10 protein-coding genes and 1 pseudogene are annotated in these 16,171 nt (G+C 33.8%); all 11 read right to left on the bottom strand.

Features of this window, described 5'->3' with window-relative positions; genetic code table 11:
• Positions 1-51: 51 nt before the first annotated feature.
• Positions 52-2,661 carry a DNA mismatch repair protein MutS gene (gene mutS, locus MHH69_RS06385; RefSeq protein ID WP_341361938.1) on the bottom strand — a complete coding sequence of 870 codons (2,610 nt, stop codon included), beginning with the start codon at positions 2,659-2,661 and terminating at the stop codon, positions 52-54.
• A gap of 289 nt (positions 2,662-2,950) precedes the next feature.
• Positions 2,951-3,535 carry an outer spore coat protein CotE gene (gene cotE, locus MHH69_RS06380; protein WP_122970477.1) on the bottom strand — a complete coding sequence of 195 codons (585 nt, stop codon included), beginning with the start codon at positions 3,533-3,535 and terminating at the stop codon, positions 2,951-2,953.
• A gap of 402 nt (positions 3,536-3,937) precedes the next feature.
• Positions 3,938-4,375, bottom strand: a complete 438-nt coding sequence (locus MHH69_RS06375) for a RicAFT regulatory complex protein RicA family protein (protein WP_122970476.1) — start codon at positions 4,373-4,375, stop codon at positions 3,938-3,940.
• Positions 4,375-5,922 (bottom strand): tRNA (N6-isopentenyl adenosine(37)-C2)-methylthiotransferase MiaB, encoded by a 1,548-nt coding sequence (miaB, locus tag MHH69_RS06370; protein ID WP_122970475.1) that lies wholly within the window; start codon positions 5,920-5,922, stop codon positions 4,375-4,377. The genes MHH69_RS06375 and miaB overlap by 1 nt, the downstream gene beginning before the upstream one ends.
• Positions 5,923-6,120: 198 nt before the next feature.
• A complete protein-coding gene (locus MHH69_RS06365; RefSeq protein WP_341361937.1) occupies positions 6,121-6,477 on the bottom strand; it encodes a hypothetical protein in 357 nt (118 codons plus the stop codon).
• A gap of 124 nt (positions 6,478-6,601) precedes the next feature.
• Positions 6,602-7,789 (bottom strand): annotated as a pseudogene (locus tag MHH69_RS06360) (CDP-glycerol glycerophosphotransferase family protein); the annotation flags it as partial.
• A gap of 55 nt (positions 7,790-7,844) precedes the next feature.
• Complete coding sequence (locus tag MHH69_RS06355) at positions 7,845-8,921, bottom strand: CDP-glycerol glycerophosphotransferase family protein (RefSeq protein WP_445954564.1); 1,077 nt, start codon at positions 8,919-8,921, stop codon at positions 7,845-7,847.
• Between the two features lie 120 nt (positions 8,922-9,041).
• Positions 9,042-10,583, bottom strand: coding sequence for a glycosyltransferase family 2 protein (locus MHH69_RS06350; protein WP_341361935.1), 1,542 nt, complete (start codon positions 10,581-10,583; stop codon positions 9,042-9,044).
• Positions 10,584-10,659: 76 nt separating this feature from the next.
• A complete protein-coding gene (locus tag MHH69_RS06345; protein WP_341361934.1) occupies positions 10,660-13,326 on the bottom strand; it encodes a bifunctional glycosyltransferase/CDP-glycerol:glycerophosphate glycerophosphotransferase in 2,667 nt (888 codons plus the stop codon).
• Complete coding sequence (locus MHH69_RS06340) at positions 13,319-14,488, bottom strand: glycosyltransferase (RefSeq protein ID WP_341361933.1); 1,170 nt, start codon at positions 14,486-14,488, stop codon at positions 13,319-13,321. Before MHH69_RS06340 ends, MHH69_RS06345 begins: the two co-directional genes overlap by 8 nt.
• A gap of 40 nt (positions 14,489-14,528) precedes the next feature.
• Entirely contained in the window at positions 14,529-16,145 is a 1,617-nt protein-coding gene (locus MHH69_RS06335) for an ABC transporter ATP-binding protein (RefSeq protein WP_341361932.1), read from the bottom strand.
• Between the last annotated feature and the right edge of the window lie 26 nt (positions 16,146-16,171).

Raw genomic sequence — 16,171 nt, 5'->3', positions numbered from 1 at the left:
AGTACCTCCTTTTATTGCTTTCATCCGCATTAAAAAGAGTGCGAATTGATTTTATTTTTTACTTAATAACATTTGTTGTAATTCATATAGAACATTCATTGCTTGAATTGGTGATGTTCCCATAATGTTCATTTTCTCAAGACGTTCCAAAACTTCTTGTTCCGCTTGCGTTAAAGAGTGACTTTCTTCCTTGTTGCCTGCATTCCCTTTCTCTTCTTCAAATAATGACAACTGAAGTCCATCTTCTGCTGGCACGTCTTCGAAAGATGCTACCACTTCTTGCCCCGAGTCTTTCGATTCGAATTGTTGGAGCAACACTCTTGCCCTTTCGATAATATCCTCTGGCATTTCAGCAAGTTGGGCTACGTGAACGCCATAACTTTTATCTGCAGCACCTTGTCGCACTTTATGTAAAAAGACTACTTTGCCGTCTTTTTCTGTAGCACTAACATGAACATTTTGAAGTCGTTGTAATTGTTGTTCAAGAGCCGTCAATTCATGATAATGGGTAGAAAATAACGTATTGGCACCAATTTTATCGTGAATATATTCCATCATCGATTGGGCTAAAGCCATTCCATCGTAGGTAGATGTTCCACGGCCAATTTCATCGAATAATAGTAAACTGTTCGCTGTTGCATTCGTGATGGCATGTTGCGATTCCAACATCTCCACCATAAAGGTTGATTGACCCGCAACTAAATCATCCGCTGCACCAATACGTGTGAAAATTTGATCCGTTATTGGCAAGTAAGCTTCATCAGCTGGAACATAACAACCCATTTGGGCTAATACAACGATTAACGCCACTTGACGCATAAAGGTACTTTTACCGGACATATTTGGCCCAGTAATTAACATCATGTTTTTATCCTCTGTTAAAATGCAATCGTTCGGTACATACATTTGTTTATTTAACATTTTTTCCACGACCGGATGACGACCACCAACAATTTTTAATGCCCGACCTTCATGGAAAGCAGGTTTGACAAATCGGTACTTTTCAGAAACGACAGCGAAACTTATATAAACATCTAATTCACTTATGCTAGAAGCTAAAGCTTGTACTCGAGGAATAAAGGATTTTAATTGCTCCCGTAGTTCTACAAATAAATCATATTCCAATGCTAAACTTTGTTCTTCTGCATTTAAAATGATTGCTTCTTTTTCTTTTAACTCTTCCGTAATATAACGTTCCGCATTCGCTAACGTCTGTTTTCTTTCATAACGGGATAAATCCGCATTCGCCACATTTGATTTTGTAATTTCAATATAATAACCAAAAACACGATTATATCCAATTTTCAAGTTTTTAATGCCGGTGATTTCCCGTTCTTTTTGTTCTAGTTGGGCAATCCAATCTTTTCCGTTGCGAGCAGCAAAACGTAACTCATCGAGCTTATCATTATAGCCTTCCCGAATGACGTCCCCTTCTTTAATGGCAATCGGCGGATGATCGGTAATCGCTTTTGATAAAAGCTGTTCCACATCGGTACATTCATCAAGCTTTTCACCTAAACTGCTTAATGTTTCTTTTCCAGACTGAAGAAGTTGTTCTTTAATGAAGGGCACTTGGCGCAATGATTCACGAAGTTGTGCTAAATCTCGCCCCCCCACATTTCCAAAGGCAACCCGGCCAGCTAAACGTTCTAAATCATAGACTTTTTTCAACAATTCTCGAAGTTCATTACGAACAAAAAACTCATCTAGAAAATCTGTCACAATCGCTAGACGTCGTTCAATCCCATTACGATTCGCTAAAGGTTGGTGAAGCCATTGTTTTAACTTACGTCCCCCCATCGCTGTGACTGTTTCATCTAATAACCAAAGAAGTGTTCCCTTTTCGTCGCCACCACGAATTGATTGGAGGAGTTCTAAATTTCGTTGGGAATTTGTATCAATTCGTAAATGTTGCTTAGTCTCGGTATATGTAAATGGTTGAATATGGGATAAAGAACGCATTTGAGTACGTTCTACATATTGCAATAAACTTTTTGCTACACCATGTAAGTCTTTTGGCAAGTTAACAATGTATTTTCCGGACTTTTCCTCTGGCATTTCTTGTTTTTCTAATGAAAGAACAATCCCTAAGTTACTCGCTTGTTCAGCTAATAAAATTTGTAATTGCTCAGTCACAACAAGTTCACGAATATGTAAGGCCATTAATTGTTGAAGTAAAGCTTTTGAGCCGCCTTCTATAATAGCTGTGGCCGCTTCCCCAGTCGAAATATCTAAATAAGCAAGGGCAAATTGATTCTCTCCCAGTTGTTCCGCGCTTGCAATGAAATGATTAGACTTTCCGTCAATCGTTTTCCCTTCCATTAACGTACCTGGCGTAATCAGTTGAACAACTTCCCGCTTCACTACACCTTTCGCCTGTTTAGGATCCTCCGTTTGCTCACAGATGGCTACTTTATAACCTTTTGATACTAAAGTTTCAATATATCCTTTTGCCGAATGATGGGGTACACCACACATCGGAATTCGCTCTTTTGTTCCCGCATCTCTACTCGTTAACGTAATTTCTAAAATTTGCGATGCTTTAACGGCATCCTCAAAGAACATTTCATAAAAGTCACCGAGTCTATAAAAAAGAAAAGCATCTTCATATTCTGACTTGATTAATAAATATTGTTGGATCATTGGAGTATATGTCGTCATTTTGTTACCTCTCTATACTACTGTTTACTCTTAATGATTGGAAAAACATCTTGTTTTACTAGAAATAGCGAAAACGACATCTTTCCCATTCTAATTTTGTTTAAAATTTATTTTCTCCTTTAGTATAACAAAAATCTACTAACAATTAACGTTTCCCAATTTTAATTAAAGGAAACTTTATATTTGAAACATTAGAGGATACAAAACTTACGGCATTTTATATTGCTTGAAAATAAAGAAGAGCGCCGATGGGTTCTACTATTATTTAGTAGATGGCGCTCTCACTTTATTAATGAAATGATGACGATTCGTCACTTATTTTGTAGCCACTGCTAGAAGAAGACGAGGATGAAGATGAACTGCTTGAGCTAGAACTTGAGCTGGAAGAAGAGCTTTCTTCTTCAAATGTCCATTCTTCTTCAACTTCAGTTGTATGAACAGAGACAACAACTTTTGTTTCACCGATCACTTCTACTAGGAATTCACGTTCAATGACGACATTGAAGCAATCACCATTTGGTGTAATGACCGCTTCGATACAGTTAGGTTGTTGTAATACACGTACATGACAGTCGTTTGAATCGATTACTTCTTCATCGCGGTAATGAAGTTTGATGCGATCTTTGTATTGAACTGTTTCAGTGTGTACAGCTGTTTTAGAGTGATTATTGTACGCGTACCACACGTTTACATCGAACTTACCTGAAACCTCTACATATTTCCCAACTTTCTTTGCATTGTAGTGGTGGTTAATAACCCAGCACCCTAAAATGCTTGTTGGAGTAAATGAAGGACGTAACACTTCACTACTTTCAACTCGTTTTTTACCTTTAGCGACAACCGCTTTTGTCACAATTTGACGCAAACGTTTCAACGCATTTTTCCTCCTTTACATCTTGTCGAACTATAGTATGCGGCTTCTGCCTAATTGGTGAAATGTCACGGATTCGTTTTACGATTATTTTTGAAGTAACGTTTTCTTGTCACATGTTACTGATCCTTAGAAGTGCCGAAAAAAGTATTAAAGACTAGAGCTATCGCTTTTCTCAACAAACAGTGGGATATCTAAGGTATGCAATATTAGAAAACGTAAGTGTTATTGTACTTTGAACTTTCGAATCTTTTGCTGCTGACAATTTATAGTATTAAAGATGGGCAAATAGTGTTCCTAAAAAATTGGGTTGCCTAGGAAAGTTTTGGTGAGTAGTAAAAAAATGTGGTATGGACATCATGCATAAGAAAAACGCCTCAAAAATTGAGGCGTTTACTAAAAATATTATGAACAACTACCAGGTGTACTGTTGCGAACTTTTGAACCAGTTTCACCACGTAATAGATCTCCACCCGTTGATTCGATAATTTCGTTTGTTACGTTGTTAGCAATGGCATTTGATACTAATTGTAGTAAGCCGTTTACATCCATTTGGGATTGCTTAAACTGTTGAACAATTGGAAGCTCATCGATTTCTTCTTCGATTTTCGCAATTTTTTCTTCGATTAGTTTTAATGCTTTTTCTTTTCCTAAGTGCTGGAAATTAACCGCTTGTTTTTGTAATGTTTTTAAGCTCGCAATTTTTTCACGAACATGTTGATTTTCGTTAATTTGCTCTTCAGCCTTTTTGAAAAATTCCACTTCTTCCGTGTTGGCAATCATATGGGCAATTTCTTTTGCTTTTTCTACGATTTCATCTTTTGTATAAAGCTTTGTTGTCATTATACTTCCACCTCATGTCGATTAACTACTTCTACAAACTCACCGCGTAGGGAGTAAGATTTCGCCTCGAGTATTTTTACTTTCACAATATGGCCAACTAATTCCTTTGGACCAGCAAAGTTTACCAATTTATTTCTTCTTGTATAACCGGCTAAAACGTCATCTCGTTTTTTACTGCTACCTTCAACTAACACTTCGACCGTTTGACCTTCGTATTTTTTTAATGCTGCAGAGGAAAATTCTTCAACAACTGCATTCAAACGTTGTAATCGTTCCTTTTTTACTTCTTGTGGAACGTTGTCGTTCATTTTAGCAGCTGGTGTCCCTTCCCGTGGAGAGTAAATATACGTAAAGGCTGTTTCAAATCCAACTTCACGATATAAATCGAGCGTTTCTTGGAATTGTTCTTCCGTTTCGTTTGGATAACCGACAATAATGTCTGTTGTAAGAGCAACATCTGGAATGGCAGCTTTAATTTTTTGTACTAATTGTAAGAAATGTTCACGAGTATATTTACGTGCCATAATTTTTAAAATTTCATTAGAACCCGATTGAACCGGTAAATGAATATGTTCTACTAAGTTCCCTTTTTTCGCTAATACTTCGATTAAATGATCATCAAAGTCTCGTGGATGACTCGTTGTGAAACGGATACGTGGAATATCAATTTTACGTAACTCGTCCATTAAATCACCAAGACCGTACTCTATATCTGTAAAGTCTTTTCCGTATGCATTTACGTTTTGACCTAACAACATGATTTCTTGATAGCCTTGGGCAGCTAACTCACGTACTTCTTGGATAATTTCTTCGGGACGACGACTACGTTCTTTCCCGCGGGTATAAGGAACGATACAATATGTACAGAACTTATCACAACCGTACATAATGTTAACCCAAGCTTTAATGGCACCGTTACGTTGTTTTGGAAGGTTTTCAATTACGTCCCCTTCTTTTGACCAAACTTCAATCACCATTTCCTTCGACATGTACGCTTCTTTTAAAATGTTTGGTAAACGGTGAATATTATGTGTTCCGAATACCATATCGACATGTTGATATGTTGTTAAAATTTTATTTACAACCGACTCTTCTTGTGACATACAACCACATACGCCGATTAACATTTCTGGATTTTGTCGTTTATATTTTACTAAGAAACCAAGTTCTCCAAATACTTTATTTTCAGCATTTTCACGGATTGCACAAGTGTTTAATAATACGACATCTGCTTCTTCAATTTTATCAGTTGGGTCATACCCTAGCTGCATGAAGATACCAGCCATTACTTCTGAGTCATGTTCGTTCATTTGGCATCCGTACGTACGAATAAAAAATTTACGACCTTCGCCCATTTTTAAGAACTCTTCATCAATGGCGAAATCTTTATGGTATTTAACTTCTTCTTTCCCACGTTTTTTCGCATCTTTTAATGAAGGTGCCGTAATGACACGTTCGAAATATTTACTATAATCCTTTTCGGGCTTAGCATTTGTAGGTTTTGGTTGATTAACTTGCTGACTAGCTAGTCGTTGTTCCTCATTCATTGAATCTAGAAACTCCTTTCAAGATTGGTTTCGCACATTCGAATCCCATTTTAATATTATAACGAATTATAGCGAGAAAGAACAATATGGCGTATTAAAAGTTTTGAAATATTTTGATGAAGATAAAGTTAAAAAGATGCATTTCTTCGGCTATAATTGAAGTTTTCAATTTCAAAATATCATTTGTCCAAACTTGCCTTAATTCGATTGAATAAAATCAATATATTGTTCCGGATTATTTTCTTTTAAAATGGCAAGGAAGGTAAAGCACAATTGGACCACGGACTGCCAATTCATTCGATAGCGCTCTTCAAATTGATGTTTCGGTAGTTGTAAAACATCTTTAAAAACCGTTTCAGGGTTCATATCTTTTCCTTCTAAATATTTTAAAAATGCTAAGAAAAGTTTATGATCCTGCAAAACAAGGGTTTTATCAGTTACTAATTTGTCAATTTTCTCAGCATCTTGCAAGGAATTGGCCTTACGAAACATCCTATGTAATTTCTCATTGTCCTTCTTTTGTTTAATAGAAATGAAATCGATAATATCATGCAATGGAAAGACCCTCTTTCCTCATAGGATAACTTTCATAATAGTTATGATAACTCATCTTTAACTTAACGTCATAGTGAAAGCATAAAAAAAGAGACTGATCAAATGTCATCAGTCTCTTTTACATTTAAGGTTTTATCACTTCATCTACAACTCGTTTGGAAGCATGGCCATCTTCCCATTCACAAAAACGGTTATAAAACTCATCAAAATTCGGTGGTAAGGCAAATCCATTAGCATCGAATTTTTGAATTTCTGAGATAACTTCTTCAGTCGTTTTCACGAGTGGACCTGGCGCCTTTTTCTCAAAATCGAAATAGAAACCGCGCAAACGATCTCGATAATCGTCTATATCATATACAAAGAAAATCATCGGTCGTTTCAAGTTCGCAAAGTCAAAGAAAACCGAAGAATAATCGGTAATTAATAAATCCGACATCATATAAAGCTCTCGAATATCTTCATGTTGTGAAAAATCATATACGAATCCTTCATAACCTGATAGTTCCAATTTCGATGCAACTAAATAATGGAGACGTAGTAAGATAATGTACTCATCACCTAACGCTTCTTTTAAACGGGCTAAATCTAATTCTAACTCGAATTTGTATTTTCCCTTTTCATAAAATTGATCATCCCGCCACGTAGGTGCATATAATATGATCTTTTTAGCAGTTGGTAAGCCATAACGTTTCTTCAAATCCCAAATATCTTTTTCATTGTTTGCTGTATATAAAAAGTCATTTCGCGGATATCCCGATTCTACCATCTTCCCTTTAAAAGCAAATGCGCGACGGAAAATTTCAGTCGAATACCGATTTGGTGAGATTAAATAATCCCAATTGGCACTTTCGTTTGTAAAGTTTTGTTTATACTTCTCTGTATCAGTACCAGGCATATGTACTTCTTCAATATCAACACCTAGTTTTTTTAATGGCGTCCCATGCCACGTTTGTAAATAGGTCGTATGTTTTGGTTTTGGAATCCAAGCAGGCATCCGGCTATTAGAAATCCAATATTTTGCCGTAGCCATCACTAAAAGCCATTTTACTGAAAACCGAGGGACTATTGTGACATCTTTCTCTCGGAAATTATGCATAAATCTTGGATCAACACTCCAGTACAATTCATAATCAGGATACGTTTCTTTAATATACTCATAGATAGCTCGTGGATTATCACTGTATTGTTTACCTAAAAAACTTTCAAAAATAATTCTTTTTTTCTTTGCAGGTAACAACCCGACAAATTGGAAAACTAACTTATATAAACTTTTAATTAATGATGAACCTTTGACTTTTTTTAAAAGTTGCTTCATAAAAAAACCTTCTTTTTACTAAACTCTCGTTTCAACATTGCTACGAGGTAATCTAGATATGCCTTTGCAATATATACTGCACTAATTTTTGTGTAGAAATTCCATCTGAATATTCATTCCATTTCTCATTAAATGCCTCATACATCCCTTCGTGGAAAGGATACGATTCGATTAATTCAATAATTTCTTTTGTATTATAAGCAATTGGTCCAGGTACAATATTTTCATACTTGTCCCACAATCCTGGATTTTCCATATAATTTTGCAAATCATAAGGATAGAAAATCATCGGTTTTTTCAAAAATGCAAATTCGAAAGGAATGGAAGAATAATCAGTAATTAAATAATCAGCTACTATTAATAATTGATTAATTGTTGCCTCTCTTGAAAAATCATGCACAAAATTTTCCCGTCCAATTGTATCAAGCACTGTTAAATTTACTGACGGATGCATGCGAATCAATAAAACATAATCTTCCTGTAATTGACTTGCAAGCTTCTTAATATCTAGCTTCAACTGATTTGCCTCCGCATTTGGACGGTATGTTGGAGCATATAAAATAATTTTTTTCCCTTTAAAATGTGGGTACTTAGCATAAAACTTTTCACTTACCCTTTTATGCCGAGCCTTCTGAAAGAAGAAATCAGTACGCGGATACCCTAATGGTAAGAACTGATCCCCCTTCAACTGAAACGCTTCTTTAAAAATGTCAGCGAATTTTTGTGAATTCACAACAACTTTATGGAATCTTTTGTATACTGATAAAATCCGTTTCTTTTCACGATCACTACGGTTTTGTACGGTTGGATCAAGGAAGCCAAAGTTTTTTACTGCACCCGCAGCATGCCATATTTGAATACATTCTACATTATCACGGAAATCAGCCACGGCTAAAAAGCCATAATAATTATCTACAACGACGGTTTTAGCTGTCATTAAATGATAAGCGGCTTTTAACTCGTGGAGTACTTTCCCTGATTCAATCAAATAAACAGGTCCATTTGTAGAAGTCATTAAACTTTCGTAACAGCTTTTTTTACAAAGAAATATGATTTCCCCTGAAAACCCTACCCTTTTCAACTCTTTATAAATATACTGATGATTATCTTTAAAGCTTGCAATTAACACAATTTTATTCTTTTGGCGGCAAAGTTTAAAAATCGCAAAACTACATTTATAGAAAAACAAATATATTGAAATTATTAATTCTCTCATCATTTATCGTCAAATCACTTTTTATATTTTTCATTACTTTTTCATAAAACGAAGTACTTTTTTAACCGATTCCTTTAGGAAGGAATTTTTATTGACTGTTAGACTTAAGTTTCCTTGAACTGTTCGATATAAAGTAAAGTTTTTACCATTCATGACAACACTAGAACTGTTGTTAACTGTATGGATTATTCGAATTCTTGCAGGTTTTTGAACTTTCTCGTTCCCATCTAATTTAAAATAAAAATCGTAAGTATCTTCCCCAGCGAATTCATCCGAATTCAGTTGGAACATAAAACGTTGCTCCTCAAAGGGATAAACATTATGACGATCAGAATCCGGTAAATATTTTAATTGACCAACAACGGATTCCCTTTTACTTTTTCTTCCTAATGCATAAACATGACCTTGAATTTCACTAGATGCCTTTGGAATCATTAATTTCCCTTCCATATTCCATTGGTTTGCATAATTTATTGATGTCACAATCATTGTTGGTTTAAGCTCCGATGTAATATCATATTTCGTATTACCAATCGAAACAATAAAAGTATTGTTGATTTGCTTTACAAGTGGATTTGTTTCGCTATTTGTGAAAACTTGTGAAAACAATTCTAGTTCCTTAAACGACTTACTCATAATCATATCATAAATAATTTTTTCTTTTTTTGGTAACCGATTAGCAATTTTCGGTGGAATTTTATGAAGAAACGAATAAACCCTTTCTTCCCACTGTTTTCTTTCAGCGTAATCAGTCAATGTATATTTTATGGCATGTAATCTTACGACATCTAATAAACTTTTTAAATGATTCTCTTCAACAATGGACTGTGCTGCATTGATTTTTTCTAACCATAAGCGGTTTTCCTCCAATGCATCAAGGCGGTCCAATGTATTTTTTAATTTCATTTGCTGTTGCGTAATGGATGAAGCACTTTCCTCATTTCGAACACGCCAATAATAGACATTTTCCGTAGTAATAGCTATTTTATTCGCTAACACAGCTGCTTTAAGAGTAAAATTTAAATCTTCATAATATTTCCCTACCGAAAATAACAATTGATGCGCTACTAAAAAATCTTTTTTCCAAAGCTTATTACAAGCAATGCTGTCTTGTAAAAGTTCAGGTTTATCTTTTAAATTCGTTACCTCTTTTGAATGATATAAGTTAAATTCTAAATGACGTATTGGTACATATTTTCGTTCTTCATTATAACGAAGCACTTTTCCTACTGCGAACTCAGCATCATACTTAACGATTTCATCTATCAATGACTGTAACGCATTTTTAGGAAGCTCATCATCAGAATCTAAAAAATAAATATATTTTCCGGTACTTAAAGAAATCCCTCTATTCCTTGTATACCCTAACCCATGATTTTCTTGATTATATAAAAGGAAGCGGGAATCCTCTTGGGCATATTTCGATAATATGAATTCACTTTCATCAGTTGAGCCATCATTTATCATGATAACTTCAAAAGATGGATAAGTTTGTTTTTTTATCGACTGTAAGCAACTATGTAAAAAAGGTGCTGCGTTATAAACCGGAACAACGATCGAAATTAATTCAGCCATATAATCACCCTATTTTTAAATGTAAATTCATAAGAAGAGGGTGTTCAATAATCGAAACACCCTCTTCAAGATTGTTTTATTTAAATACTTGTTCAATTACCCTTTTCGATGCCTGTCCATCTTCGATACCGCAATATGTTTTAGAGAACTGTTCTAATTTATTTTTATACGCATCCAACTGTTCTGGTTGGCGAATAAACTGAAGCACTTCCTCTAAATTCGTGCAAATAGGTCCAGGTGCATCTTCTTTCAGGTCGAAATACATTCCTCTATAGTATAAATACTCATCTAAATCGTAGCAATAGAAGATAATTGGTCGTTTTAGTACAGCATAGTCAAACATAACAGATGAATAATCAGTAATTAAAATATCAGTTATTAAATATAACTCCTGAATGTCTGAATAGGAAGATGCATTAATAATATGACCTGGCAATTGAATTTGTGAAATTTTTGAAGCAAGTAAGTAATGAAGTCGAAGTAAAACTATTGTATCGTCATTAATTTCTTTGCTTAATTTGTTAATATCACGCAATGTATCAAAATAAGAATTTTCATTCCAGTCTCTGAATGTTGGTGCATATAAAATGACTTTCTTCCCTTCTGGAATATTAAAGTGATTCTTTACCTTTTTCTTAATTTGTTCTGGTTGCTGAACTAATAGATCATTTCTTGGATATCCCGTTTCTAATACATTCCCCGTATATTTAAATGCTTTTTTAAATATTTTCGTACTATATGGGTTTGGTGAAATAAAGTAATTCCAATTTTTCGTTTGAGATTGTAATTTTTTCATTTCGGCAGGTGTTGCATTATCTTTATCGGCACCCATTTTCTTTAATGGTGTACCATGCCAAGTTTGTAAATAAATTTGCTCCTTTTTCTTCGGAGCAAGGTGCGATATCCCTTGATTATCAACCCAATATTTTGAACGGGTCATATAATAATAATGTTTTAAACTGCCCCGTTTTACCTTTGTGACATTCCCTTCAACTGGAAACTCATTTACGTTTTCACAAGACCAAATATATTTATAATTTTTATTTGAATTTTTAAGTTCCTCATAAATATATTTCGGATTATCACTAAATTGTTTCCCCATTTGGCTTTCAAATAGTACCCAATTTTTCTTCACAGGTAATTTGTACAGTAATTTTTTTACGGCACGAGTTAATAATCCATTATTCTTTTTGTTCTTATTTCGTTTACTTCTAAACTTTCTTAGTCTCTTCCTCGTCTTCCAGTATATATCCGTTAATTCGGAGTGAGGACGATTTTTAATGCCAATCATATTTTTTTCATTAACAAAAGTTGAAATAGAATACTTGTTTGATTCAACCTTTATGTATTCCATTTTATTTAACATATCGTATTTCACTAATACTTCTTTTGCTTTTCCTAAAAAATTGATTGTTAAGTAGAAGTAATAATTCCCTGGAAGAAGATTATGCAAATCAAATTCAATTCGACCATCTTTATTTTTTCCAAAGATTGAATGCTTTAATGATTTATTACGAAGTTCCCACTGATACAATACAACTTCTTTATCTTCAAAGGATTTTAAATCGACATTTGAATTGAACTTCAAGTTATTTTCTGATAGTTGCAAATCGTCAATTCCAATTTCAAATTTCGGGTTAGTCACCTTTAAAAACTTTTGATCTTCTTTAGGTACCATGTCCGATTTAAAATAATAAAAATCACCATTATGAGTAATTCTTAATTCTTTCGTTGGTAGATCGTGCAAATAATGAATGTAGTCTTCAAAGGCTGCTTGATCCCCTAAATATAATAAGTAGCATATGATTCTTAAATCTTCAGCCAACTTAATGAATTCATATTTATTAATATTTTCATGTAAATACTCTTGAATAAGTTGATGGAATTGTGCTTTGTAATCTTCATCAACATCAAGATAATCATTCACATATAACCGTAAATCATGTCTAAAGAATTTGTTGTTTTTATGGGATAAATAAATCGCATCGCCATTATCAATCATAAATTTATCTAAAAATCGATGGGAATTAATTCGATTAATAAAATTTTTAATATCCTGTCGTTGATTTGTGATGGATTTCACTTTTGCATTTTCAACAACACGCCAATAGTAAATTGGAACAGGAATAATGCTAATTGAATTTGCTAAAAAGTACGCCTGTCCTGTAAACAATACATCTTCATAATGTAAGCCTTCCTGGAATCGTAAATTGTTACGGTCTAAAAATTCACGTTTATAAATTTTGTTTACAGATAAACTGTCAAAAATAAGCTCTGGAAATTCCCTAACATTAATGTTCGTTCTTTCTCGAGAGTATATTTGGTTTTTATACCAAGTTTCATAATTGTTCGTACGAATTACTTGACCAGCAACGATATCCGAACCTGTTCTTTTTGCAGCATTTAGCATCACTTCACAAGCATTAGACGTGTACCAATCATCACCATCTAAAAACATGACATACTTCGAATCAGAATGAAGAATTCCTGTATTCCGTGGAACACTACATCCCCCACTGTTTGTTTCTAAATGAACCACTCTAAAATTCGGTTTATCTGCAATGTACTCTTCAATGATTTCACCAGTTCGATCTTTAGAACAATCGTTTACCACAACTACTTCGATGTCTTTTAAAGTCTGATGATATAAAGATTCTAAAGCTTCTTCTACATATAATTCATTATTATAAGCGATAACTACAACGGTTAATTCTGGTGTTTGTTTCTGTTCAAAATTACTCATGCTCAACACCTACTTCATCAAATAGTGCATACCACTGTTGTTTAATATAATTCCGTTCAAACTTTTGACTCTCAATGTAAGCATTTTTGGAATAGGCTTCATATTTATTAAAATCTTTTGCTAAACGAACCATATGGCGTGAAAATTGATCTGCATCTCCAACAGTAGCAAGTAAACCCGTTTCATATTCATTAATAATTTCCTTGATTCCAGGTGCGCAATCCGTCGAAATACAAGGCAAACTACATGATTGGGCTTCAATTAAAGTCATAGGTAAGCCTTCCGCTTTTGAACCAAGCAACAATATACTTGCTCGTTCGTAAACTTCTAAAGCATTTTCTGTACGCCCTTTTAGGAAAACTCGATCATGAAGGTTATAAATATCAATTAAAAGCTTTAAATTTTTATGATCAGGACCATCACCGTAAATTTCCAATTTCCATCCAGGCAGTTGATCCTTCACTTTATTAAAAGCTTCGATTAATAAATCATTTCCTTTATCTTCAATTAGTCGTCCTACAGAAATAAATGTTTTATTTTCCCACAGTTTTTTAGCATCTTGATTTTTTCTATATGTTGTAGGATTATGTAATACTCCAACATTGGTAAATCCAAGACTTTCAAATTTAGCTGCATCCTTTTCCGTTAATAAAAGGAATTTTGCAGTTTGTTTATAATATTTTAGTATTCTTTTAAAACGATGGGAATTATAGGCTGCAGCAAAACTTTCATGGCTTTGACCAATGATTTTTATGTTCTTTCTATACATTAAGTTTTCTAACCATTGCATTCCCCAAACTTGAATGACAATAACATAGACCATTTCATCACCAAACTGGTCAAAAAACTTTTCTACTTTCAATCTAGATTTTATCAATTGTCTTCTTCGTTTCAGTTCTTTCGAAACTACTTTGAATTTAAATGATTTTAAATGGGGAAATAGTGCTTTTTCCATAGGCGCTCTATAGCCATCTTCATGTAATACGTTCACTTCTACTTGGTCATTAAAATAACTAGGTTGATTTTGTTGTTCATTGATAGATAAAATTTTCACATTATGACCATCTGCAACAAAATCATTCGCTAGTATTGAAGCGACACGTTGAGCACCACCATGCCCGTTATATTCATTTAAAACAAAGACGATATTTTTCTTTTGCAAAATTAAACACTCCTGAATAATGCTATGTTCCATTACACCATTAGGCTGAAACAATTATATATAAATGTTTTGATTTAGTTACAATTTGAATAGATTTATCGTTTACCTGATATTCATTTAAATCATATTGGTCATTTTTCGAAGCCCAAACTTGATTTATGATTACATGTAATGGATCCCGATTCATTGAATATCGAATTTTACATTCATACTCCCCTTCAGACAATTCCGATAGATCAACCTTCGAAATAAATCGTGAATAGGTATAATTTTTCCCCAATGGATTAAATGATTGGTTTTCCGTTATTTCTTCTGTTGCTTTAAAAGTGATTGGGAAGTTTTTATATTCAAAAGTCTCTTTATGAACGAGATAAAGTTCTCCATCCACCTCATTACCTGACGGAGTTTCATAACCCCTAACAAAAGCGACACCATCAATCATTAAATAATTTCCTTCAAAATAGATTCGATTTACTTGTTCTTCAAGCTTATCAATATTGAAAATTTTCATTATTAATGATTGGTTATAATTTAGTAATTCATATTTGAATTGATGATTTATTTCTGGTTCAGATATAAAGTCTACATTTTCTGACCAAATTGGGAAACTAACTAATTTCCCGTCGTTATTTAGATGTCCCACTTCAAAAGTGAACTGTCCAGGTGAATAGAAAAGTAAATCTTCAAATATAGGGAGGGAAATGGTAAACTTCCCTTTTACTTGTCCATCAGCCATTCGATTTAAAAGGTATTTTTTCTTTTCTTTCGTACGTTCATTTTGGGTAACAAAATACCAATCTTTAATTTGATTCTCTTCATCATTATAAACATAGCCTGATAATTCGATGGAAAGTTGCCCCGCGTTATTCTTTAATTCAGCTGTTTCAAGGGAATGATGATAATTTAACTCCATTTTAATTTCTTCCATTGTTTTTCTACCAGACATAAACGAATGATAGTAAGAGGAAACTTGTTTGGATTCTCCGTAAGTAATTAAATTCCCTTCATGAATCCAAGCAGCTTTTGAACAGAAGGATTCCACTGCGTTATGGTCATGACTGACAAAAATGATCGTTTTCCCTAAGTCTTTAAACTCATTCATTTTATCCATACATTTTTGTCTAAACATCGAGTCCCCAACAGCTAATGCTTCATCAACGATTAAAATATCTGGATCAACGTTAACAGAAATAGCAAATCCGAGTTTAGAACGCATACCAGACGAATAATTTTTTACTGGTTGATTGATAAATTCTCCAAGTTCTGAAAACTCGATAATATCATCAACTTTACTCATCATTTCTTCTTTAGTGTATCCAAGTAAGGTTCCTTTCATAAAAATGTTTTCATATCCACTAAGCTCTGGGTCAATACCTGAGCTTACATCTAGAAAAACTAGAGAACCATTTACTTCAACAGAACCAGAAGTTGGATCCGTAATGCCAGTAATTATTTTTAATAATGTAGATTTACCGGAGCCATTTTTCCCAAGAACCCCGATAGACTCTCCTTTCGGAAAGTCTAAAGATACATTGTTTAAAGCTAAAAATTCTTTATGAAGATTTTTTTTCAAAAGGATTTCCTTCACAGGACCCCATTTATCTTCATATAATTTATATTTTTTTATTATATTTTTCACACTTACTGCGATTTCCACAAAAATCCACCTCTCGAAGGAGAAAG

Source organism: Ureibacillus sp. FSL E2-3493 (assembly GCF_038077515.1).
Lineage (GTDB): Bacteria > Bacillota > Bacilli > Bacillales_A > Planococcaceae > Ureibacillus > Ureibacillus halotolerans.
This window is presented reverse-complemented; position numbering and strand designations above follow the sequence as displayed.